Source organism: Actinomadura latina NBRC 106108 (assembly GCF_001552195.1).
Classification (GTDB): Bacteria; Actinomycetota; Actinomycetes; order Streptosporangiales; family Streptosporangiaceae; genus Spirillospora; species Spirillospora latina.
Genome location: NZ_BCQS01000015.1, coordinates 1 through 21,531, shown reverse-complemented (window position 1 = coordinate 21,531; position 21,531 = coordinate 1). Strand labels below are relative to the sequence as shown.

General features: G+C 70.4%; 17 protein-coding genes, 1 rRNA gene and 1 pseudogene. 7 read left to right on the top strand and 12 right to left on the bottom strand.

Annotation, left to right across the window (positions count from 1 at the left end; all coding sequences use genetic code 11):
* Positions 1-51: 51 nt before the first annotated feature.
* The 4 genes from AL2_RS21085 to AL2_RS21070 form a co-directional block, all read right to left on the bottom strand.
* Entirely contained in the window at positions 52-1,317 is a 1,266-nt protein-coding gene (locus tag AL2_RS21085) for a class I SAM-dependent methyltransferase (RefSeq protein ID WP_067636037.1), read from the bottom strand.
* 76 nt (positions 1,318-1,393) lie between these two features.
* Positions 1,394-2,761: an FAD-binding oxidoreductase gene (locus AL2_RS21080; RefSeq protein ID WP_067636035.1), complete on the bottom strand. Its 1,368-nt coding sequence runs from the start codon at positions 2,759-2,761 to the stop codon at positions 1,394-1,396.
* Positions 2,762-2,959: 198 nt separating this feature from the next.
* Entirely contained in the window at positions 2,960-3,460 is a 501-nt protein-coding gene (locus AL2_RS21075; RefSeq protein WP_067636033.1) for a DUF1707 and DUF4870 domain-containing protein, read from the bottom strand.
* Positions 3,461-3,496: 36 nt separating this feature from the next.
* The gene (locus AL2_RS21070) at positions 3,497-4,318 is read right to left on the bottom strand and encodes a polysaccharide deacetylase family protein (RefSeq protein WP_083946747.1); all 822 of its coding nucleotides are present in this window, start codon (positions 4,316-4,318) and stop codon (positions 3,497-3,499) included.
* Positions 4,319-4,469: 151 nt separating this feature from the next.
* Here AL2_RS21070 and AL2_RS21065 point away from each other — a divergent pair, with 151 nt between their 5' ends.
* Entirely contained in the window at positions 4,470-4,841 is a 372-nt protein-coding gene (locus tag AL2_RS21065; protein WP_067636029.1) for a hypothetical protein, read from the top strand.
* 9 nt (positions 4,842-4,850) lie between these two features.
* On the opposite strand, the gene AL2_RS21060 is transcribed toward AL2_RS21065, so the two are convergent.
* Entirely contained in the window at positions 4,851-5,837 is a 987-nt protein-coding gene (locus tag AL2_RS21060; RefSeq protein ID WP_067636027.1) for a DUF4192 domain-containing protein, read from the bottom strand.
* A gap of 156 nt (positions 5,838-5,993) precedes the next feature.
* Between AL2_RS21060 and AL2_RS21055 the strand changes: the two genes are divergently transcribed.
* The gene (locus AL2_RS21055) at positions 5,994-8,120 is read left to right on the top strand and encodes an ATP-dependent DNA helicase (RefSeq protein ID WP_245666795.1); all 2,127 of its coding nucleotides are present in this window, start codon (positions 5,994-5,996) and stop codon (positions 8,118-8,120) included.
* Positions 8,121-8,223: 103 nt separating this feature from the next.
* Here the strand turns inward: AL2_RS21055 and AL2_RS21050 are convergent, their stop codons facing one another.
* The 3 genes from AL2_RS21050 to AL2_RS21040 all read right to left on the bottom strand — a co-directional run bounded on the left by AL2_RS21050 (position 8,224) and on the right by AL2_RS21040 (position 12,836).
* The gene (locus AL2_RS21050; RefSeq protein ID WP_067636024.1) at positions 8,224-9,435 is read right to left on the bottom strand and encodes a pyridoxal phosphate-dependent aminotransferase; all 1,212 of its coding nucleotides are present in this window, start codon (positions 9,433-9,435) and stop codon (positions 8,224-8,226) included.
* A 129-nt stretch (positions 9,436-9,564) separates the two neighbouring features.
* A complete protein-coding gene (locus tag AL2_RS21045; protein ID WP_067636022.1) occupies positions 9,565-12,069 on the bottom strand; it encodes an ABC transporter permease in 2,505 nt (834 codons plus the stop codon).
* On the bottom strand, positions 12,066-12,836 hold the full coding sequence (locus AL2_RS21040) for an ABC transporter ATP-binding protein (RefSeq protein ID WP_067636020.1): 771 nt from the start codon (positions 12,834-12,836) through the stop codon (positions 12,066-12,068). The genes AL2_RS21045 and AL2_RS21040 overlap by 4 nt, the downstream gene beginning before the upstream one ends.
* A 204-nt stretch (positions 12,837-13,040) precedes the next feature.
* Between AL2_RS21040 and AL2_RS21035 the strand changes: the two genes are divergently transcribed.
* The 4 genes from AL2_RS21035 (at position 13,041) to AL2_RS21020 (ending at position 17,311) form a co-directional block, all read left to right on the top strand.
* Entirely contained in the window at positions 13,041-13,739 is a 699-nt protein-coding gene (locus tag AL2_RS21035; RefSeq protein ID WP_245666793.1) for a TetR/AcrR family transcriptional regulator, read from the top strand.
* Positions 13,740-13,828: 89 nt separating this feature from the next.
* A complete protein-coding gene (locus tag AL2_RS21030) occupies positions 13,829-14,830 on the top strand; it encodes an AurF N-oxygenase family protein (protein WP_067636017.1) in 1,002 nt (333 codons plus the stop codon).
* A 2-nt stretch (positions 14,831-14,832) separates the two neighbouring features.
* Positions 14,833-16,368 carry a flavin-containing monooxygenase gene (locus AL2_RS21025; protein WP_083946742.1) on the top strand — a complete coding sequence of 512 codons (1,536 nt, stop codon included), beginning with the start codon at positions 14,833-14,835 and terminating at the stop codon, positions 16,366-16,368.
* 124 nt (positions 16,369-16,492) lie between these two features.
* Positions 16,493-17,311, top strand: coding sequence for an SDR family NAD(P)-dependent oxidoreductase (locus AL2_RS21020; protein ID WP_067636016.1), 819 nt, complete (start codon positions 16,493-16,495; stop codon positions 17,309-17,311).
* Between the two features lie 6 nt (positions 17,312-17,317).
* Here the strand turns inward: AL2_RS21020 and AL2_RS38635 are convergent, their stop codons facing one another.
* Both AL2_RS38635 and AL2_RS40135 read right to left on the bottom strand, forming a co-directional pair.
* Entirely contained in the window at positions 17,318-17,893 is a 576-nt protein-coding gene (locus tag AL2_RS38635; RefSeq protein ID WP_245666791.1) for a PP2C family protein-serine/threonine phosphatase, read from the bottom strand.
* 203 nt (positions 17,894-18,096) lie between these two features.
* Positions 18,097-18,450: pseudogene (locus tag AL2_RS40135) on the bottom strand (GAF domain-containing protein); the annotation flags it as partial.
* 213 nt (positions 18,451-18,663) lie between these two features.
* On the opposite strand from AL2_RS40135, the gene AL2_RS21010 reads away from it, so the two are divergent.
* Positions 18,664-19,155, top strand: a complete 492-nt coding sequence (locus tag AL2_RS21010; RefSeq protein WP_067636010.1) for a 2-thiouracil desulfurase family protein — start codon at positions 18,664-18,666, stop codon at positions 19,153-19,155.
* Positions 19,156-19,836: 681 nt separating this feature from the next.
* On the opposite strand, the gene AL2_RS36585 is transcribed toward AL2_RS21010, so the two are convergent.
* A complete protein-coding gene (locus AL2_RS36585) occupies positions 19,837-20,043 on the bottom strand; it encodes a DUF397 domain-containing protein (RefSeq protein WP_083946741.1) in 207 nt (68 codons plus the stop codon).
* A gap of 1,296 nt (positions 20,044-21,339) precedes the next feature.
* Positions 21,340-21,456, bottom strand: a 5S ribosomal RNA gene (rrf, locus tag AL2_RS21005).
* Between the last annotated feature and the right edge of the window lie 75 nt (positions 21,457-21,531).

Below are 21,531 nucleotides of genomic sequence, written 5' to 3'. Positions count from 1 at the left end.
CCGGCCGGAACGTCCGGTCGGCTCGTCTTCGTTGCGGGAGCGGTTCCGCCGTCACGAACCCCAGTCGGGACGCAGCGGCATGTCGCTCGTGCCGTCGTCGTGCAGCTTCACGCCGAGCGTCTGGTGCAGCTCGATCCAGTTCTGGGCGAAGCCGAGGACGCAGCCCGCCATGTAGACGCGCCACACGCGGGCGGTGCCCTCGCCGACCTCGGCGACGGCCTCGTCCCAGTGCTCGTCGAGGTTCCTGCACCAGGCGGTCAGCGTGCGGGCGTAGTGCTCACGCAGGTTCTCCTGGTGCCGGATCTCGAATCCGGCGTCGTTCATCTGCATCTGGACGTAGCCGGGCCCCTCCAGCTCACCGTCCGGGAACACGTACCGGTTGATGAACCCGTTCTCCTTGCGGGACGGGGCCCTGTTGTCCGGACGCGTGATGGTGTGGTTCAGCATCCGCCCGCCCTCGCGCAGCTTCCCGTACAGGAACGAGAAGTAGGACGGGAGGTTCGCCTTGCCGATGTGCTCGGTGAGGCCGATGGAGCTGATCGCGTCGAAGCCGGTCTCGGTCACGTCCCGGTAGTCCATGTGCCGGACCTCGGCGAGGTCGGACAGGCCCCGGTCGGCGATCGCCTTCTGCGCCCACTCGGCCTGCTGCTTGGACAGCGTGACGCCGAGCGCCTTGACGCCGTACTCCTTCGCGGCGTGCATCACCATGCCGCCCCAGCCGCAGCCCACGTCCAGCAGCCGCATCCCCGGCTTCAGGGCGATCTTCTTCGCGACCAGGTCGTGCTTGTTGAACTGCGCCTCCTCCAGCGTCGCGTCCTCGTGCGGGTAGCACGCGCACGTGTACGCCATGGAGGGGCCGAGCACCCACTCGTAGAAGGTGTTGGACACGTCGTAGTGGTGCGAGATGGCCTTCGCGTCCCGCCGCTTGGAGTGCCGCAGCCACGACGGGATGCGGCTGAACGGCGCCTCCTGCGGGGGCGGGTCCGGCCTGCGGGAGACGGCGGCGCGCAGCAGCGGGTCGCCGAGGACCCCGCGGAGGATCCGCGCCTTGTCACGCGGTGTCACGTCGCTCAGCACCTGCTGCATCGTCGTCAGCGCCTCGATCATGTCGCCGTCGACGTCGATCATGCCGGTGACGTAGGCGCGGGCCAGGCCCAGCGCACCCGGCGAGTGCAGCAGGTACGACACCGCGTGCGGCGAGCGCACGTCGAACCGGATGTCCGCGCCCGGCACCCCCGCCCGCGATCCGTCGTACGCCGTGAACTCCACTGGCGCCTCAGCCCCGGCGAGCCGCTCGAAGACCCTGGCCAGCGTCATCTTGTTCCCTCCTGTCTGTCCGCCCAGGCCGGTACCTGCCGGCCCGTTGGGCTCCCCCGATACGGCGGGCGCATGGTCAGCGTCCGCGCACGCACTTGTCGTAGAGGTCGAGCAGCCGCTCGCCGGGGTCGTACCGCCCCTTGAGCCGCCGGTAGCTCTCGCCGTCGTAGTAGCGCCAGAACTCGTCCCTGCCGTAGAAGGCCGTGGAGTAGAGCGACTTGTGCCCGTCGAGAGCCGCGACCTTCCGTTCGATGAGCCGGTTGTGGTACTCGGGGATCTGGCCGGGCGGAATCCGGACCGTTCCCCAGAAGCCCGCGTTCACGTACGTGCGGCCGACCTCCAGCGGGTACAGCGGCCACCGCTCCTTCGCACGCAGCGGGCACAGCCAGATGGGGCTCATGCCGACCTTGTCGTGGAAGAACTCCAGGAACTCGGGCAGCCGCTCGACAGGGACCTCGATGTCCTGGATGACGTCCTCGCGCGGACGCAGCCCGCGCCACCGCTCCGCGCGCGCGACGACGTGGTAGCGGCGGTCGTAGGCGACGAGCTTGCGGTACACGTCGGAGCGCTTGTACTTGTCGGGCCAGAGCCGCCGGACGGTCGGGTTCTGCACGCCGAACGCGCCCGAGCACCAGAACCAGTCGGTGTCCCAGCGCCAGATGTAGTCGCGCACCGTCAGGAAGTCGACCGACCGCTCCTGGATCGACCGGTAGTAGATCTGCTGGCCGGTGTAGTCGGACGTGTACGGCGCCGAGTCGGTGAAGAAGCCGAGCGTGATGTACTGCTCGCCCGCGCTGAAGACCGTCCCGTCCAGGAAGTCGACGGACTCGCCCTCGAACGTCCTCGACTCGGTGATCTCGCCCATGGCCTTGGCCAGCTCGGCGGCGTCGCTGAACCGCAGGTGCCGGAGCCGGACGTACGGGCCGACCGGCCGCAGCTCGATCTTCAGCCGCAGCGTGTAGCCGAGCGTCCCGTAGGAGTTCGGGAACCCGTAGAAGAGGTCGGCGTGCTCGTTGTCGCGCGTCGCCGTGACGATCTCGCCGCCCCCGGTGAGGACCTCCATCTCCAGGACGCCCTCGTGCGGCAGCCCGTCCCGGAACGACGTCGACTCGATGCCGAGCCCCGTCACCGCCCCGCCGAGCGTGATCGTCTTCAGCTGCGGGACGACCGTCGGCATCAGCCCGTGCGGCAGCGTCGCGTCGACGAGGTCCTCGTAGGTCGTCATGCCCTGGACCTGCGCCGTGCGCTCCCCCGGGTCGACGCTCAGGACCTTGTCGAACCCGGACACGTCCAGCCCGGGCGCCGCCGACGGGTCGCGCCACCGGAACAGGTTCGAAGTCCGCTTCGCCAGCCGCACCGGCGTGCCCGCCGGGATCGCCTCGTAGGACCGCTTCAGCGCCTCTACCGCGCGCTGGTGATCGCCCTTGACCGCAAGCTCCGTCATCCACCCCTCCCGGACACAGTTAATCGATCATCCTATGCACGGTCCACATAATTCGGACGTTGCAGGAGTCACAGGCAGGGAGAGGAATAAGCACACAGGTGTACACATCGGCGTCGTTTTCGTCTCCTGGAGGCGACAGAACCGCTACAGGGCGGCCACGTCAACCTTTCCCCGAAGGCGCATGCCGACAAACACCGGTCACTTCACCAGACGCAGAATCCACGGGTAGCGGAACGTCTGGCCTGTCAGCGCGAACACCGCGGCGACCACCGACAGCACCCACGCGACCGCATACACGACGCCGCCGATCCCCAGCGTGACGATCGTGAGCAGCAGCAGCGTCACCTGGAAGTTCACCGCCTCCGCCGCCTGCCGCCGGACGTACTCCGACCGCTTGCCGCTCACCAGCATCAGCACGAGCGGCCCGACGAAGAGCGTCGGGACCGCGACGGCGTGGGCCGCCGCGGCGAGCATCCGGTCCTCGCCGGTCTCGGCCGGAGTGACCGCCTCCCGCCGCACCGGCACCAGGTCACGGGTGACGGCGCCCAGCTCGTTGTACGTCCTGGCGGTGATCGCCAGTTGCACGCGCATGTCGAATTCGTCCTCATCGAGGCGTCCCTCCGCGTACGCGTCCTGGAGCCGCTCGATGACCGGCTCGCGCTCGGCGTCCGAGACCCTCAGATCCCCGCTGCTGTTCATACCTCCATGCTGGACACGGCCACCGCCCGACGGCCATCAGGGAAGACCCTGAGCCGCCCCTGAATCGTCCCGGTGGACCATCCTGCGGCCGGTCTGCCCGTACTCCTTCCCTGGGACGAGCCTCCCGCCGTACAGCTCCGACACGGTCACGAACACGTACCCCTCGGCGGCCAGCCGGTCGATGATCTTCGGGACGGCGCCCACCGTCGTCGGGTGGATGTCATGCATGAGCACGACGTAGCCGGGCTTCACGGCCTTGAGCACCCGCTTCCGCACGTACTCGGTGTCGCGGTGCTCCCAGTCGAGCGGGTCGACCGTCCACAGCACCTGAGCCAGCCCCATCTCCCGCGTGATCTTCGTGAGCCTCGCCGACATCGACCCGTACGGCGGCCGGAGCAGCACCGGCGTGACCCCGGACGCCCGCCGGATGGCGTCCTGCGTCCGCGTCAGCTCCGACAGGACCTTCTTCTTCGAGCCGCTCGCGAGATCCGCATGCGTGTAGCTGTGGTCGCCTAGCTCGTGCCCCGCCTCATGCTCCCTCCGGACGAGCTCCGGATGCTTCACGACGTTCTCCCCCACCAGGAAGAACGTCGCGCGGACATGCCTGGCCGCGAGGACGTCCAGCAACTTCGCGGTGCTCTCCGCCGGGCCGTCGTCGAACGTCAGCGCCACGCACTTCACCCGCGAGCAATCCGGTGGCGGCTCGGGTTTCGGCTTCGGCCTGGGTTTCGGCACCGGCTTCGGCGCGGCGACGACCCCCACCTCCCCAGAAATCGGGGACAACGTGCTCAATCCCCCGAAGATCGCGACCGCGAACACCACCGCGGCCCCCCGCCGGACGAGGTCGAGCCCGTCCATCAACACCCCCGCTGCCGTTCCCCCCGAAGCCCGGCCAGTCTAGGGCTCAGGCCCTTGCCCGCCGGGGATCCCGGCGCTGTGTCGGGAACCGGCGCCGCCGAGTTGTCGTTATCGTCGTACACCGCATCCGCACCAGACGACGGGGTAGGCGATGAGGTTCCGGGACCGGTTCGGGATCCGCAAGAACCGCGGGTCCACGGTGACAAGGCTCGACCGCGAGGCGACCGACACCGACATCGAGGCACTGATCGCCTTCGCTCGGTCCCGCCGCGGCGTCGAGTTCTTCGTCGAGCCGGAGACCTTCGCCACCGACACCACCGCCGTCGCCGTCGCGCACGACGGCGAATGGACCCGCCGCCGCGTGGGATCCCCCAAGGTCATCGGCAAGGTGGCCCGCGACCTGCGCCTCCCCATCTACGACGTCCAGATAGTCGGCTACCCGCCGCGCATGCGCGCCTGGAACGCCCGCAACACCGACCGGCGGATAGACCCGGGCACCCCCGGCCAGGCCGTGGCCCCCTGACCCTCCCCACTAGCCGGCCTTCCGGGGGTGGTCATAGGCGGCGGCCAGGTCTTCGGAGGTCATGCGCAGGCGGAGTTCGGAGGGCGGGATGCCGGCGTTGACGACCTCGCGGAGTATCGCGGCCATGGAGTAGGCGGGGTCGGCGTCCAGGGCACGCTGGAGGGCCACGTTGGCCAGGCCGCCGTCACCGGCGGAGTAGGCGGCGAAGGCGAGGAGGGACGCGGGGGCCGGCGCGTAGGGCTCCTCGACGCGGCGGAGGATGTCGCGCCAGAAGGCGATGTCGGCGGCGGGGGCCTCCTCGTCTATGCGGATCCAGGCCTCGTCGCGGAGGCGCAGGTCGGTGAGGAGTAAGCCGAGCCAGGCGACCTCGTCGTCGGTGGGAGCCATGCCGGTGCGGGCGTTGGCGAGCAGGGAGAGAAGGAAGGCGAGGTCCTCGTCGGGGGTGCGGTCGCGCGCGAGGCGGCGCTTTTCGGCTCGGGCGGTCGCCTCGCGCATGGCGGTGCGGGCGAGGTCGTCCAGGGGCTGGACGGAGCGGACGAGTTCGGCGCGGTCGGCGAGGGCGACGTGGCCGGCGTAGGTCGCCTGGGCGGCGACGACGCTGGCGGAGCTGTCGTACGGGACACCTTCGGGCGGGCAGCAGGCGTCGTCGCAGGTGAGCGACCACCAGCGGCCGTCGCCGACGCGGATCGCCTCGGCCGCTGGCACGCCGGCGGCGGCCAGGGCCTCGCGCATGGGGCCGGCGGACTCCTCGACCTCGGCGGCCGGGCCGTAGCCGAGGAGGAGGGAGCGGGCGAAGCCGTTGGCGGCGAGGACGGCGGCCACCCGGCCGGCGGCCCCGACGGCCCCGACGGCCGGTAAGTCGAGCCGGATCGCGCATGTGCCGCGGTCGCGGCCCCCGAAGCCGATCACGACGAGGCTGCGGGACGGATGGAAGCCCAGCAGGTACGGGACGGCCGCGATGGCGTCCTGAGCGGTGCGGATCACGAGAGGTGCCATGCCGTCGACGCTCGCAGGGCCCTCGGCCGCCCGGTGGCGGAACGCAAGACTGTGGATAACTCAAGGTGACGGGCAGGCCCGTGGAAGGCAGCTACTCCCTGTGGATAACTCCGCGGCGGGCGCGGGTGTCGGCCGAGGGCGGTAGCGTTGGGCGGCGTGCCCACCCCTGATCTGCTGACCGGCAGCGATACCCAGATTCCGGACACGGCGACCTTGCTCGCCGCGGCCGTCGCGTCCATCGGGGGCGCCGAGCGCCCGGGTCAGGTCGAGATGGCGCTCGCGGTGGAGAAGTCGATCGAGTCCGGGGAGCATCTCGCGGCGCAGGCCGGTACGGGGACCGGCAAGTCGCTCGCGTATCTCGTGCCCGCGATCCGGCACGCGGTGGAGAAGCAGACGACGGTGGTGGTGTCGACCGCGACGATCGCGTTGCAGCGGCAGCTCGTCGACCGTGATCTGCCCCGGCTGGCGGAGGCCCTCGGGCCGATGCTCGGGACGGAGCTGAAGTTCGCGATCCTGAAAGGGCGCCGCAACTACCTGTGCCTCCACCGTGTGCAGACGGGGGTGCCCGAGGAGGAGGACGGGCCGAGCCTGTTCGATCCGCAGCAGATGTCGTCGCTGGGGCGCCAGGTCAAGCGGCTGAACGAGTGGGCGGAGGAGACCCGGACCGGCGACCGGGACGAGCTGGTGCCCGGGGTGAGCGAGCAGGCGTGGCGGCAGGTGGCCGTCACGGCGATGGAGTGCCTCGGCGCGCAGCGGTGCCCGCACGGGACGGAGTGCTTCGCCGAGCTGGCCAGGGCGGAGGCCGGTGAGGCGCACATCGTGGTCACCAACCATGCGCTGCTCGCCATCGATGCCCTGGAGGAGTTCCAGGTCCTCCCCGAGCACGATGTCGTCGTCGTGGACGAGGCGCACGAGCTGGTCGACCGGGTCACGTCGGTCGCTACCGGGGATCTGAGCGCGGCCGGGGTCGAGACCGCCGCACGGCGTTGCGGGCGGCTGATCGAGGAGGCCGTCGCAGATCGCCTGAAGGAGGCCGCGGAGGGATTCGGCGTCCTGCTCGAAGATCTGCCGCAAGGGCGCATGGACGTCCTCCCGTCCGCTCTGGGCAACACGCTCGCGGTCGTACGGGACGCCGCGCACGCCTGCATCACGGCGATCGGGCCGGAGAAGAAGGACTCGGACCCCGGTGACATGGCCGCGCGCAAGGCCGCACGGTCGTCACTGGGGGAGCTGCATGACACGGCCGTGCGGATGCTGGAGGCGTTCCAGCCGGAGATGGCGCAGCGTTTCGACGTGGTGTGGGTGGAGAAGCCGTTCGTCCAGGACGGCCGCCCGAAGCGTCCGCCGGCGCTGCACGTGGCGCCGATCGGGGTCGGCGGCCTGCTGCGGACCACGCTGTTCGAGCAGCGCACCGCGATCCTGACGTCGGCGACGCTGACGCTGGGCGGGTCGTTCGAACCGCTCGCGCGCCAGTGGGGTCTGCCGCCGCTGGACGAGAAGGGTCCCCGGGACGCCAAGACCGCCGCCGAGGGGCTCGCGCAGACCGCGACGGAGAAGGGCGAGCAGACGGGCGAGCAGACGGAGGTCGTGTGGTCCGGGCTGGACGCCGGCTCGCCGTTCGACCACCCGAAGGCGGGCATCCTGTACGTCGCGCGGCATCTGCCGCAACCCGGACGGGACGGCCTCGCCGACGCCTACCTCACCGAGATCACGGAGCTGATCGAGGCGGCGGGCGGCCGCACCCTGGGCCTGTTCTCGTCGATGCGGGCCGCGCGGCAGGCCGCCGACGAGCTGAAGGACCACCTGTCCCATCCGCTGCTGTGCCAGGGCGAAGACTCGACGTCCCTGCTGGTCAAGCAGTTCGCCGAGGACGAGCGGACCTGCCTGTTCGGCACCCTGTCGCTCTGGCAGGGCGTGGACGTCCCCGGCCCGTCGCTGCAGCTCGTCATCATGGACCGCATCCCGTTCCCGCGCCCGGACGACCCGGTCTCGTCGGCGCGGTCGCGGGCGGTCGCGGCGCGCGGCGGCAACGGCTTCATGGCGGTGGCGGCGACGCACGCGGCACTGCTGCTCGCGCAGGGCGCGGGACGCCTGCTCCGGTCGATGGACGACCGCGGCGTCGTCGCCGTCCTCGACCCGCGCCTCGCCACCGCCCGGTACGGCGGCTTCCTGAAGAACTCGCTCCCGCCCTTCTGGGCCACGACCGACCCGGCCGTGGCCCGCGGCGCCCTCCGCCGCCTCGACACGGCCGCGACAGAAAACCCTGAAACACCAAAACCCTGAAACACCCGCCCGTGCACCACGGGAGCCGCGACCACGGGCACGTCCCGCAGCCGACACACCGGCTCCGTGGCGGGCGCCGGGGTGGGCGCCAGGGTGGGATGGGTCAGCGGCGGTAGGTGTTGAGGAAGTCGCCGATGCGGCCGACGGCGTCCTCCAGGTCGTCGGCGTACTGCAGGGTGACGACGCGGAAGTGGTCGGTGGACGGCCAGTTGAAGCCGGTGCCCTGCACGACGAGGAGCTTCTGCTGTTCGAGCAGGTCGAGGGCGAACCGCATGTCGTCCTCGATCGGGTACATCTCCGGGTCGAGGCGCGGGAAGACGTAGAGGGCGCCCTGGGGCTTGACGCAGCTCACGCCCGGCAGGTCGTTCAGCAGCTTCCACGCGCGGTCGCGCTGCTCGCCGAGCCGGCCTGTCGGCAGGACGAGGTCGTCGATGCTCTGGTAGCCGCCGAGCGCGGCCTGGATGGCGTGCTGGCCGGGGACGTTCGGGCAGAGCCGCATGTTGGCGAGGATGTCGAGGCCCTCGATGTAGGACTCGGCGTGCTCCTTCGGCCCGGACAGGACGACCCAGCCCGACCGGAACCCGGCGACCCGGTAGTTCTTCGACAGCCCGCCGAAGGTGAGGCACAGCAGGTCGGGGGCCAGCGACGCGATCGGCACGTGCTCGGCGTCGTCGTAGAGGATCCGGTCGTAGATCTCGTCCGCGAAGATGATCAGGTTCCGGCGGCGGGCGACCTCGACGATGCGGGTCAGGACCTCGCGCGAATAGACGGCGCCGGTCGGGTTGTTCGGGTTGATGATGACGATCGCGCGGGTCCGGTCGCCGATCTTGGACTCGATGTCGTCCAGGCTCGGCTGCCAGCCGTCGTCCTCGTCGCACAGGTAGTGGACGGGCGTCCCGCCGCAGAGTGAGACCGACGCCGTCCACAGCGGGTAGTCGGGCGCGGGGATGAGGACCTCGTCGCCGTCGTTGAGCAGCGCCTGCAGGGTCATGACGATGAGCTCGGACACGCCGTTGCCGAGGTAGACGTCCTCGACGTCGATGCCGCTGACCCCGTGGTCCTCGAAGCGCTGCACGATGGCGCGGCGCGCGGGGAGGATGCCCTTGGAGTCGCTGTAGCCGTGCGCCTCCGGCAGGTTGCGGATCATGTCCTGGAGGAGCTCGGGCGGGGCCTCGAACCCGAACGGGGCCGGGTTGCCGATGTGCAGCTTGAGGATGTGGTTGCCCTCGTTCTCCAGCTGCTTGGCGCGCTTGAGCACCGGTCCCCGGATGTCGTAACAGACGTTGGTCAGCTTGCCCGACTGGTTGACCTGCATGGACTCACCATAACCGCGGACGGTACGCGACACGCGCGCCACCCCGCCGCGCCCGTGGCCAGGGCCGGACGCCGCGCGCGCCCCGATCCCCCGGCCGCGGGGGAGCCGGGGGAACGGGGACGGCGGGCGTCACGGCGCGGATATCGCGGACAGGATCGCCAGGCGGGACGCGCGCCGGGCGGGGCGGATCGCGGCGAGGGCACCGGCGATCGCGCCGACGACCGCGATGACCCCGAGGGTGGCGGGAGACGGCGCGAACGGGTTGCCGAGGGCCGTGCCGAGGCCCCAGCCGAGGAACACGCCGAGGCCGAGTCCGCCGCCCGTGCCGAACAGCGCCACGATCACCGATTCCCAGCGGACCATCGACCTGATCTGCGGGCGGGTCGCGCCGACCGCGCGGAGCAGCCCGAGTTCACGGGTCCGCTCGTGGACGGCGAGCGACAGCGTGTTGGTGATGCCGAGCAACGCGACCACGATGGCGAGGATGAGCATCCCGTAGACGACCGTGATGAAACCGGCCATCTCCTCGGTCTGGGCGGTGACGAACTCGTCCCGCGACTGGACCTCGGGTGCTCCGTACGGCTTGGCGAGCGCCGTCAGGGCCTGCCGGGCGGACGCGACCGACGCACCTGGGGCGAGTTCGACGAAGGCACGGGTGTCCAAGGGCTGCTCGGTGTGCGCGTCCCATACGGTGCGCGGGACGAGGTAGTCGCCGGTCAGGTCGGTGTTCTCGTAGACGGCCCCGACGGTGAGCTTCTGCGAGGTGCCGTCCGCGAACGTCACGCCGACCGGGGTACCGACGTGCCAGTCGTTGCCGTCCGCGACCTTCGCCGACACGGCGAACGCGTCGCTCAGGGCGCCGTCCCTGACGTCCAGGTCGAGTACGCGACGCAGGCTGGACGGGTCGGCGACGCTCACGGTGGACGGTGAACCGTCCACGCGCATGCTCCCCGTGCCGAGCCCCGCGACCGCGCTCACCTGCGGCAGCTTCGCCGCGTCCTGGACGAGGGCCGTGCTGAACCCGCCGGTCTCGTTGTTGCCGGCGTTCACCACGATCGGGCCCTTGAACGACCCTGCGACACCGTCCTCCAGAGACGCGCGCAGCGACCCGATGAACACCGTCATCAGCGTGACGACCCCGACGCCGATCATCAGCGCGGTCGCGGCGCCGGCGGTGCGGGCCGGGCTGCGGGACGCGTTGTCGCGGGCGAGCGTCCCGGGCACGCCGCGCAGCCGCGCCGCGGGCCCGCCGACGAGCGCCGCGACCGGACGGGCGGCGACCGGCCCCAGCACCACCATCGCGACGACGGTCACCAGAGCGCCCGCGGCCGCCATCGCCATCTGCCCGGTCACCGCGCCGAAGACGACGGTCCCGGCGGCGACCGCCGCGAACACGCCGCCGACGATGAGCCGGGTCTCCGACGGGCGGGACGCCTCGGCCGCCACCTCGCGCAGCGCGGCCAGCGGCGGCACCCGCGACGCCTTCAGCGCCGGTCCGAGCGCCGCGACCAGGGTGACCAGCAGCCCGACCGGCACCGCGATGAGGACCGAGGTGGCGGCGACGGTGAGACCCTCCATCGCGATCCCGATCCGGAACTGCGTGAACAGCTGCCGGAGCAGGGCCGCGAACCCGAGCCCGCCCGCGAGCCCGGCGGCGGTGGCGGCGCCGCCGACCACGAGGGCCTCGAAGCCGACGATCGTGACGACCTGCCGCCGGCCGGCGCCGAGGGCGCGCAGCAGCGCCGACTCGCGGGTCCGCTGCGCCATCGTGATCGCGAACGTGTTGTGGATCGAGAACGCGGCGACGAGCAGCGCCACCCCGCCGAACGCCGCCAGGACGATGCGGAACACGCGCAGGAAGCCGCTCTCGACGAGGCTCATGCCCTCCTCGACCTGCGCCTTCCCGGTGACGGCCTCGGTCCCGGCCGGCAGCACCGGCTCGATGCGGGACGCCAGTTCGCGCTGGCCGACACCGCCGTCGGCGCGGACGGCGACGCCGCTGATGCGGTCGGTCCCCTTCGCGACGTACTGGCGGGCCCCGGCCAGGGAGAACGCCGTGAACGACGTCTCGCCGAAGGCGTCCTCGTCACCGAACCGGCTGATCCCGACGACCGTCACCGGGACCTTCTGCGGCGTGAGCACCGCCGTCCGGTCGCCGACCTTGAGGTTCCCCTCGTCGGCGAACATCTTGTTGACGACGACCTCGTCCGCCGCGCGCGGCGCCCGTCCCGACACGAGGTGATACGGGTTGAGCTCAGGGTCGGTCATCCAGTTGCCGGCAGTCCGGGGGCCGCGCGACTGGATGGTGGTGCCGTCCTTGGCGAGCAGTTGCCCCGACCCTTGGATGGTGGGTTCGGCGTTGGCCACGCCGTCCACCTGACGGACCTTGTCCAAGACGGATGCGTCGATCTGCCCGCGTGCGCCCCACGGCGCATCGCTCACCTTGGTCGCGTTCCGTACGGTCACGTCCGTGTGCCCGTACGCCTTGGAGAAGTAGCCGTCGATGCTCGCTGCGAGCGTGTCGCCGAGGACGAGCGTTCCGGTCAGGAACGTCACGCCCAGGAAGACCGCCATCAGGGAGCCGGCCATCCGGCGCTTGCGCCCCCACAGTTCCTTGAAGACGAGCCCGATCATCGGTGGTCCCCCAGTCCCCGCATGCGGTCCAGGACCCGGTCGGGCGTGGGGGCGTCCATGACGTCGTCGATCCGGCCGTCGGCGAGGAACACGACCGCGTCGGCGTGCCCGGCGGCGACCGGATCGTGGGTGACCATCGCGACGGTCTGGCCGAGGTCGTCCACCGCGTTGCGGAGCAGCGCCAGGACCTCGCCGCCGGTGCGGGAGTCGAGGTTGCCCGTCGGCTCGTCCGCGAACACGATCTGCGGGCGGGTGACCAGCGCGCGCGCCAGCGCCACCCGCTGCTGCTGACCGCCCGACATCTCGGACGGACGGTGCGACAGACGGTCACCCAGTTTCAGGACGCGGACGACGGTGTTCAGCCATTCCGGGTCCGGGTTCGTCCCCGCCAGCGTCAGCGGCAGGAGGATGTTGTCGCGCGCGGTCAGGGTCGGGATCAGGTTGAACGCCTGGAACACGAACCCGATGCGCTCGCGCCGGAGCCTGGTGAGGCGCCGGTCCGACAGCGTCCCGAGCTCCTGGTCGCCGACGTAGACCTTCCCGGACGTCGCGTCCTCCAGCCCGGCCACGCAGTGCATGAGCGTGGACTTGCCGGCGCCGGACGGGCCCATGATCGCGGTGAACCGCCCGGCGGGGAACTCCACGGTGACGTCGTCGAGCGCGCGCACCGCCATGGCGTCGGACCCGTACACCTTGCCGAGGCGGACGGTGCGGGCGCCGCCGCCGGGTTCGCTGATCGTTCGTCTTGCTTCTGCTGCGTTTCCCATGCCCCGGATCGTGGCCGCGCGCCATGCCTTCCGTCGTCGGGCGGGGAGAGGCATCCTCGCTGCTCCCCCGGACGCACCCGGCCCCGTTCCGGCTACGTCCCCCGCAGTACTCACGGAGATCAATAAGACTCGATGTCCAATTGTGACCGGGGCAACATACATGCAGGCTTGCTTGCTTGTTTGTTCGCTCGTACCGTCCTACCCATGGCAGTAAGCAGCCGCCGACGTCACCGCCACGGGCCGTCCGGGCGCCGCACGCAGCAGGAACGCCGCTCGCGCACGCAGGCCAGGCTCCTGGAGGCGACCATGGAGTGCCTGGTCGACCTCGGCTGGTCCAGGACGTCCACCACGGAGGTCGCCCGCCGCGCCGGCGTGTCGCGCGGGGCGCAGCAGCACCACTACCCGACGAAGATGGTGCTCGTCGCCGCCGCGCTGGAGCACCTGCTGGAGGCGCAGCGGCTGGCCTACGAGACGGCTTTCGCGGTGCTGCCGGCCGAGCGGCGCAACGTCTCGGGCGCCCTCGACCTGCTGTGGGAGGTGTTCCGCGGCCGTCCGGCCAAGGCCCTGATGGAGCTGGCCGTGGCCGCCCGCACCGACGACGAGCTGCGGCCGCTGTGCATCGACCTGAACGAGCGGGTCCTCCAGGTGATCCTGGAGACGTTCGAGCGGCTGTTCCCGGAGAACACGCTGCCCCCCGATTTCGTCCCGACGATGCTGCGCGCCTTGTTCGCGATGTTCGTCGGGCTCTCCATACAGAACGCGCTGGACGACGACGCGGCGGGCCACCAGGCCGCCGTGCTCCGCCAGGTGAAGGACGTCGCGCAGCTGATCGTCCCGCAGCCCGGCACCCCCGCGGGCGGGCCCATGCCCGACACGCCCGCGGACGCGTCGTCCGAGCGGTAGTCCACCCCGACCAACGACCCAACCTCCTGCAATACCGCCGGCCCGCCCTCCGCATGAGCCGGCCGCAGCACCCCGAGGGAGCGCCCCACATGCCGAAAGCCCCCACCGACCTCGCCAACGAGCTCCGCGAACAGGTCAAGGACAAGAAGTCGTACCTCGGCGTCATCGACCGCCTGAACAAGGCGTCGGTGGAGAAGCACTGGGAGGCCTACGCCGACATCCCCTGGGACGACCCCGAGTTCACGGTCGACAAGAACGACCCGCGCTGGGTCCTGCCCCAGTTCGACCGGCTCGGCGAGACGGACTGGTACAAGTCGCAGCCGCCGGAGATCCAGGCGCAGATCGGGCTGTGGCGCGTCGCCACCGCGATGAAGATCGGCCTGCAGTTCGAGAACCTGCTGAAGCGCGGGCTGCTCAACTACGCCTACCGGCTGCCGAACGGGCGGCCCGAGTTCCGGTACGTCTACCACGAGACCACCGAGGAATGTCATCACGGGATGATGTTCCAGGAGTTCGTGAACCGGACGAAGATGCCGATCCGCGGCATGCCGCGCTCGCTGAGCCTCATCGCGCAGGCCGCGCCGTGGATCCCGCTGGTCAGCACCGAGATGTTCTTCGTCTTCGTGCTCGGCGGCGAGGACCCCATCGACTACGTCCAGCGCAAGTCCCTCAAGGGCGGGCACATCAAGCACCCGCTCGAAGAGACCATCATGAAAATCCACATCGCGGAGGAGGCCCGGCACATCTCGTTCGCCCGGCACTACCTCAAGCACCGGGTGCCGAACATGAGCCCGGCGCGCCGCCGGATCCTCGGCGTCGCGACCCCGATCGTGCTCGGCGTGATGGCGCGGATCATGCTGTCCCCGCCCGGGCCGATGGTGCGGCACTTCAACATCCCGAAGGACGTCGTCCGCGCCGCCTACAAGAACGAGGTGTCGCAGGCGGAGATCTCCAACTCGGTCGGGAAGATCCGCGACCTGATGGCCGAGCTGAACGTGGTCGGCCCGGTGAACAAGCGGGTCTGGAAGGCGTTCGGCATCTGGGACGAGCCCGGCGCGCGCCGCGCCCTTGAGGCTCCCAAGGCCGCCTGAGCATGGCCGGCAGGCAGCGGGGCCCCGCCGTGGTGACGCCGGCGGCGGGGCCGGGCGGCCCGTACAAGGTCGTCGTCGTCGGGACGGGCTTCTCCGGTCTCGGCATGGCGATCGGGCTGAAGAAGGCCGGCGTGCACGACTTCGTCGTCCTGGAGAAGGCGGACGAGGTCGGCGGGACGTGGCGGGAGAACACCTACCCGGGCTGCGCGTGCGACATCATGTCGCTGCTGTACTCCTACTCGTTCGAGCCGAAGGCCGACTGGTCGCGGATGTTCCCGAAGCAGGCGGAGCTCCTGCAGTACATCAAGGACATCGTCGACAAGTACGACCTGGGGCAGCACATCCGGTTCAACGCCGAGGCGACCGGGGCGGAGTACGACGACGCCACCGACACCTGGCGGGTGACCGTCAACGGCGGCGAGATCGTCCGGGGACGGGCACTGGTCGCCGGGATGGGGCCGCTGCACCACCCGAGCATCCCCGACCTGCCCGGACTGGCCGCGTTCGAGGGGAGGACGTTCCACTCCGCCGAGTGGGACCACTCCTACGACCTGACCGGCAAGCGGGTGGCGGTGATCGGGACGGGCGCGTCGGCGATCCAGTTCGTCCCGCAGATCGCGAAGCGCGTCCGGCGGCTGACGGTGTTCCAGCGGACCCCGCCGTGGATCCTCCCGAAGCCCGACCGCCGGGTTACCGGCGTCGAGCGGACGCTGTTCCGCCGCGTCCCGCTCGTCCAGCGGGGGTACCGCAACGGCATCTACCTGATGCAGGAGAGCTTCGTCCTCGGGTTCAAGAACCCGAGGCTGCTGAAGGCGGCCAGTTCGCTCGCGCGGCTGCATCTCGCCCGGCAGGTCCCCGACCGGGACCTCCGCCGCAAGCTGACGCCCGGCTACACGATGGGCTGCAAGCGGACGCTCGTGTCCAGCGACTACTACCCGGCGCTGATGCGGCCCAACGTGGAGCTGACCACCGAGGGCATCGCGGAGGTCCGCGAGCACTCGATCGTCACGCGGGACGGACGCGAGCACGAGGTCGACGCGATCATCTTCGGCACCGGCTTCCACGTCACGGACGCGTTCGACGGCGCGCACATCGTCGGCCGGAACGGGCTGAAGATCCAGGACGCGTGGAAGGACGGCATCGAGGCGCATCTCGGCGTCGCGGTCGCGGGCTTCCCGAACCTGTTCCTGCTGCTCGGCCCGAACTCCGGGCTCGGCCACAACTCGATGATCTTCATCATCGAGGCGCAGGTCCGGTACGTACTGCAATGCCTGGCGATGCTGGACGCGGCGGGCGGCGCGCGGATCTCGGTGAAGCCGTCCGTCCAGGACCGGTTCAACCAGTGGGTGCAGCGCAGGTCGGAGGGCGCCGTCTGGGTCTCCGGCGGCTGCGACAGCTGGTACCTCGACCGGAACGGCGTAAATCGGGCGGCCTGGCCGGCGTCCACACTGAACTTCTGGCTGCGCACCCGCAGGCTGAACCCCGGCGATTTCCAGATCGAGCGGCGGGACGGCGAGCGCGGTTTTGTCGACGCCTGAGTATCGGCGGGGACCGCCCAGCCCGTAGAATCCCCCGTAATTGAACTTCAAATCCAATTAGCCACCGCGGGCCGGGTCCACTCCCCTCCGGACCCGGCCCGCGGTTCATCGAGTGGAGCGCGCAATGAGCATCGCGATCGTGACCGGAGGCGCATCCGGCATCGGCCGTGCGATCGCCACGTCCCTGGTGGCGCGCGGCGACACCGTCGTGGTCACCGACATCAACGCCGAGGGCGCCGCGAAGGTCGCCGACAAGCTGAACACCCTCGGCAAGGGCAAGGCGACCTCCGCCGCCCTGGACGTCACCGACGCCGACGCCGTCAGCGACCTCTACAAGGGCGTCAAGGCCGACCACGGACGGCTCGACCTCGTGTTCAACAACGCCGGCATCGCGATCGGCGGCATGGCCGAGGAACTCACCCTCGACCACTGGAACCGCGCGATCGACATCAACCTCAAGGGCGTCGTCCACGGCGTCCACGCCGCCTACCCGATCATGCTGGAGCAGCGCAGCGGCCACATCGTGAACACCGCGTCGCTGGCCGGGCTCGTCCCGATGCCGATCGGCATCCCCTACACCGCCACGAAGCACGCCGTCGTCGGCCTCTCCCTCGGCCTGCGAGCGGAGGCGGCCGGGCGCGGCGTGAAGGTCAGCGTCGTCTGCCCGTCCTTCGTCGACACCCCGCTCCTGCACAACGTCAATCCGGACCTGCCGGAGACGGCGCTGAGCGGCGACGCGACCGGCGACATCGCCAAGGCGTCCCCGCGCCTCTACACGGCCGAGAAGCTGGCGCGCGACATCATGCGCGGCGTCGCGAAGAACCAGGCGCTCATCGTCTCCCCGGCGCACGGCCGGATCGCGTGGCGCGGCGTCCGCCTCAACCCGGGCGCCGCCGTCCGCGTCGCGCAGATCGCGGTGAACCGCATCCGCTCCGAGAAGTGACCCCGGTCAGGCGGTGGCACGCCGGATGACCAGCAGTGCGACGTCGTCCGCCGCCTGCTCGCGGCCGATCATCGCCGCCATGACCGCGGCGCCGACGTCCTCGGGCGGGCCGGCGGACACCGCCTCGCACAGCCGGTCGATGCCGGAGTTCAGCGAAGCCCGCCGCCGCTCCACCAGGCCGTCGGTGTAGAAGCACAGCACGGCTCCCGGCGGAAGCGTGATCGTCACCGTCCGCCGGGGGATCTCGGTGTCCATGCCGATGAGGACGTCGGGCTTGGCGTCGACCGTCCAGGCGGGCTGCCCGGGCACCGCGATCACCGGCGGGAGGTGACCCGCCGACGACAGCCGGATGCGCTCCAGCCCCGGATCGCACACCGCGTACAGCACGGTCGCCGTCGCGTCGGGCTCGAAGTGCTGCATCTTCCGGTCGAGCCTGTGCAGCGCCTCGGCGGGGTCGGCGGCCTCCAGCGCGTAGGCCCGCAGCGCGCTGCGCATCCGCCCCATGACCACGGCGGCCGAGAGACCGTGCCCGGCGACGTCCCCCATGACGATGCCGATCTCGCCGGACGGAAGCGTGAACACGTCGTACCAGTCCCGCCGACATCGGCCTTGCCGGGACGGTAGCGCGCGGACATCTCGGCACCGGGGATGTCCGGCAGCGCCGTCGGCACCAGGCTGCGCTGCAGTTCCAGGGCACCGGCGCGTTCGGCCCGGCTCTGCAGCGAGTGCACGGCCATCGCGGCACGGGAGGCGGCGAGCTGGAGGAACTCGGTGTCGTCCGCGGTGAACCGGCGCGCCGCGAGCGTCCCGACGTGCAGGACGCCGACCAGCGTGCCGCCGCTGATGAGCGGCACGCCGAGCAGGGACCGGAGCCCCCGCTGGACCAGCAGCGGGTTGAACACGCCGGCGGTCGGCACGTCCGGGATGTAGACGGGCCGCAACTCCGCCGCGACACGTCCGGCGAACCCCTGGCTCACCGGGACGTGGGCCGCCTGGGTGACCTCCTCCTCTATGCCCTTCGCGGCCGCCGCCACGAGGAGCCGCCGCTGCCGGTCGAGGAGCAGGACGACGGCGGTGTCCGCGTCCAGGATCTGGCGGACGCGTTCGAGCAGGGTGTCCAGGAACTCGTCCACGCCCATGTAGGCGAACGCCTCATCGGTGATCGCCAGGACGTTCTCGAGCTTGCGAGCGGCGTCCTGCCCAGAATCCGTGGACTTCTCCAACTTCCCACCCATGAGTGTGATATTTGCCGTCCTGCAACTAACCTAACCTCGGTCACAACCCCGATCGAGCCGGTGACGGAGATCACAACCCGGTAGGGCCCGCAAAACGACCGGCATAGGCTGGACGACGTGGAACGCATCCTGGTCAGCTCCTGCCTTGCGGGGCGGCCCGTCCGCTACGACGGGGCAGCCAAGCCGGTAGAAGTCGACCTCTTCGAGCGCTGGCGCCTTGAGGGACGCCTTGTACCATTCTGCCCCGAAGTATCGGGTGGCCTAACCGTTCCACGCCCGGCTGCCGAGATCGTCGGAGGCGACGGCGGCGACGTCCTCACCGGAACGGCCCGCGTCCTCACCGGCACCGGCAAGGACGTGACCGCCGAATTCCTCCAGGGCGCCCGCCTGGCCCTGGCGGCGGCGCAGCGCTCCGGCGCTCGCACGGCCCTCCTCAAGGAGGGCAGCCCGTCCTGCGGCACCCACCGCATCTACGACGGAACCTTCACCGGTGCCGCGTCCCCCGGCACGGGCGTGACGACCGCCCTCCTCCAACGCTCCGGCATCACGGTCTTCAGCGAAGCCGACCTGGACGCCGTCCAAGCCCACCTGACGGCCCTGGAACACTGACCTGCTTCTGCCGTCCGCCCCCACATCGCCCACGCCAAGGCTGCGACGTGCCGGGCCGACGCCATGACGACCGGGCGGCACAGTCGGCGGCATGACGCTCACTCAGCCGGCCAGGCCCCACCGGATCGACGGCGGCACCGAGGGCTGACCTGGTGAGTCCGTCGATCTGCTGCTCGACGCCGCTGAGGCTGAGGTAGCGGACGGTATACACCTCGATGCCGGACGGAATACGCCCGCGTCCGCCGCAGTGATCCGCCCCACGCGCCGGGGCCGTCCCAAGGTGCACATCCTCGGCGACTCCGTCCCGGAGGGCGAGGCACTGCCCATCACCGCAACGTCCGAGGCCAATGGCGTCGCGTTCCAGTCAGCCACCTTTCATCGGCGGCGGAAACTCGCCGGACTGGTCTCGGGCAAGAACTCGAGCACTTGCCACAGCCAGAGCTTGGTGGAGCAGACACCACCATGAGGTGCTGCACTGAGTGACGCCGGGTGATGAACCTGGAACACTCGCGAGAACCAGCGTTCGGTGGAGCCAACCGCGCCATGAGCGCCTGCACTGGGTTTCGTGGCGTCGAGATACCGGGGCCTCATGCCAGCAGCGGCGCGGTATGGAGTCCGCTCGATGACCCGCCCGCCGACAGTAGTCCATCGGCGGGCGAGTGCGGTGGTCGAGCCGTCCGGTCAGCTCAGATCGTGGAATCCCGCTTTGATGGCACTGATGAACGTCCTCCAATGATCCGGTCCGAGGACCAGCGCGGGCTCCGCCGGCGCCTTGCTGTCCCTGATTGCGATGCCGGTTCGCAGACCGGCGGTCTCGACGCAGTTACTGGAGCCGTTGCTTCGGGAACTCTTACGCCACCTGGCACTGGCGAAAGCAGGACGGTTCATCCATGTCCTCCTTGTGTGACCGTCCGCCTCCTACCCTCCTCACCCGCATGACTCCAGACGCCTTTTTTTGGACACTCCAAACCCGGTACGCGGCCGATCCGAACCATCCTGAAAGGGCTCTGCGGGGTATAGGCCGGTACCCGCATCGATGTCGGGAGAAGGTTCACCCCCCCCCGGGAAGCGTCCTTCGGGCGCGACCATTGATCGTCAGGTATCGAAGGGCTGGGACGTGCAGTTGCGGCTTTGGCGCCTGCGGGTGCCATGCGCGATCGCGGTCGCGGACGAGGCCGAGTCCGGGCGGCCTTGACGGTCGGCGTGTCGCAGTTGGCACAGTTGCACCGGGTCCAGACGGCGCGCATGGGCGGACCATTCCGGCGCGGTCTGCTCAGGGGTTGCGCCGAGGCCGTTCACTAATGGTTCAAGCCAGGCTGCTCGGTGCTCGTGGCGATCGGTCAACTGCTCGCGGGGATCGGTGCCGGGGGCGGTGTCATAAGTGTACGGATTGGCGGGTGCACAACACCGATCTGGACGGGAATGCTGCGGCGGCTGCCCAAGATCCCCGGGTTGCTTGTCGCCGCCCCCACCCAATACTCGACCCGGCTCGTCGTCGGTCTGCTGGCGTCCTGGTGGCCGGCCGCAGTGGTGCTTGTCGGTTGCCCCGGACATCAGCCGCCCGCCATGCCAACGGCAGTGACGCGGCCGACCGCCAAGATCCGCTGTCGGTGGGGCTACCAGCCGGTCACCGGCTAGCGGGTCTGGACGGGTTGCCGCGGGCGGGGCTGGTGAGTGAGGACTGAGTTGTGTGTCCGCCCGGCAGCGTCCGCGCCGGCCAGGGGTGCTTGTGCTCGGGCGGGCAAGGAGCGGTGTTCATGCCAGGCGTGCGGTGCACGCCGTCGACGCAGGCATGTCCGGCATTGGTCGCCCGGAGTGGTTGATCGTGCCGCTCCAGCCGGGTAAGTCCGCACTATGACCGGTGTGCCCCGCAAGGCCAGTTGTCCAGGCGCCGCTGGGGCTGCGGCATCCCGCGCGCATGGCGGTTCTAGCGGGTCCGCCAGCGGGCCAGGCGGATGAGTTGGCAGAGCCCGCGTCCGACGCCCGCCTGATGCCGCGACGGGAGCGCACCGTGGCACCGGTGATATCGCGGCCCACCCGGCCCAAGACGCGACACGATCACGAGCGCGCGGGCCGAGCCACCCGGGTCGGCAATGCGTGCCGGGTCCTTCTTCGTCGGGATTGATAATCGTCGGGAAATGAGGAAGGGCCCCGCCGTGTCGGCGGGGCCCTTCCGTAATATGAGTCCGGCGGTGTCCTACTCTCCCACACAGTCTCCCATGCAGTACCATCGGCGCTGAAGGGCTTAACTTCCGGGTTCGGGATGGGACCGGGTGTTTCCCCTTCGCCAAAACCACCGAACGCCTCAACGCACCACCCCCACACGCGGCGGGGTGGGCAAGTCGACGTCCGAGCGACCAGGCTCGGTATCCTTTT

Bases quoted from the DNA above. Each gene is read 5' to 3' on its own strand.
- AL2_RS21040 (WP_067636020.1), bottom strand. From the start codon at position 12,836: ATGGGAAACGCAGCAGAAGCAAGACGAACGATCAGCGAACCCGGCGGC.
- AL2_RS21085 (WP_067636037.1), bottom strand. From the start codon at position 1,317: ATGACGCTGGCCAGGGTCTTCGAGCGGCTCGCCGGGGCTGAGGCGCCA.
- AL2_RS21080 (WP_067636035.1), bottom strand. From the start codon at position 2,761: ATGACGGAGCTTGCGGTCAAGGGCGATCACCAGCGCGCGGTAGAGGCG.
- AL2_RS21025 (WP_083946742.1), top strand. From the start codon at position 14,833: ATGGCCGGCAGGCAGCGGGGCCCCGCCGTGGTGACGCCGGCGGCGGGG.
- AL2_RS21065 (WP_067636029.1), top strand. From the start codon at position 4,470: ATGAGGTTCCGGGACCGGTTCGGGATCCGCAAGAACCGCGGGTCCACG.
- AL2_RS21075 (WP_067636033.1), bottom strand. From the start codon at position 3,460: ATGAACAGCAGCGGGGATCTGAGGGTCTCGGACGCCGAGCGCGAGCCG.
- AL2_RS21020 (WP_067636016.1), top strand. From the start codon at position 16,493: ATGAGCATCGCGATCGTGACCGGAGGCGCATCCGGCATCGGCCGTGCG.
- AL2_RS21030 (WP_067636017.1), top strand. From the start codon at position 13,829: ATGCCGAAAGCCCCCACCGACCTCGCCAACGAGCTCCGCGAACAGGTC.
- AL2_RS21035 (WP_245666793.1), top strand. From the start codon at position 13,041: ATGGCAGTAAGCAGCCGCCGACGTCACCGCCACGGGCCGTCCGGGCGC.
- AL2_RS21070 (WP_083946747.1), bottom strand. From the start codon at position 4,318: ATGGACGGGCTCGACCTCGTCCGGCGGGGGGCCGCGGTGGTGTTCGCG.
- AL2_RS21045 (WP_067636022.1), bottom strand. From the start codon at position 12,069: ATGATCGGGCTCGTCTTCAAGGAACTGTGGGGGCGCAAGCGCCGGATG.
- AL2_RS21060 (WP_067636027.1), bottom strand. From the start codon at position 5,837: ATGGCACCTCTCGTGATCCGCACCGCTCAGGACGCCATCGCGGCCGTC.
- AL2_RS21050 (WP_067636024.1), bottom strand. From the start codon at position 9,435: ATGCAGGTCAACCAGTCGGGCAAGCTGACCAACGTCTGTTACGACATC.
- AL2_RS36585 (WP_083946741.1), bottom strand. From the start codon at position 20,043: ATGAACCGTCCTGCTTTCGCCAGTGCCAGGTGGCGTAAGAGTTCCCGA.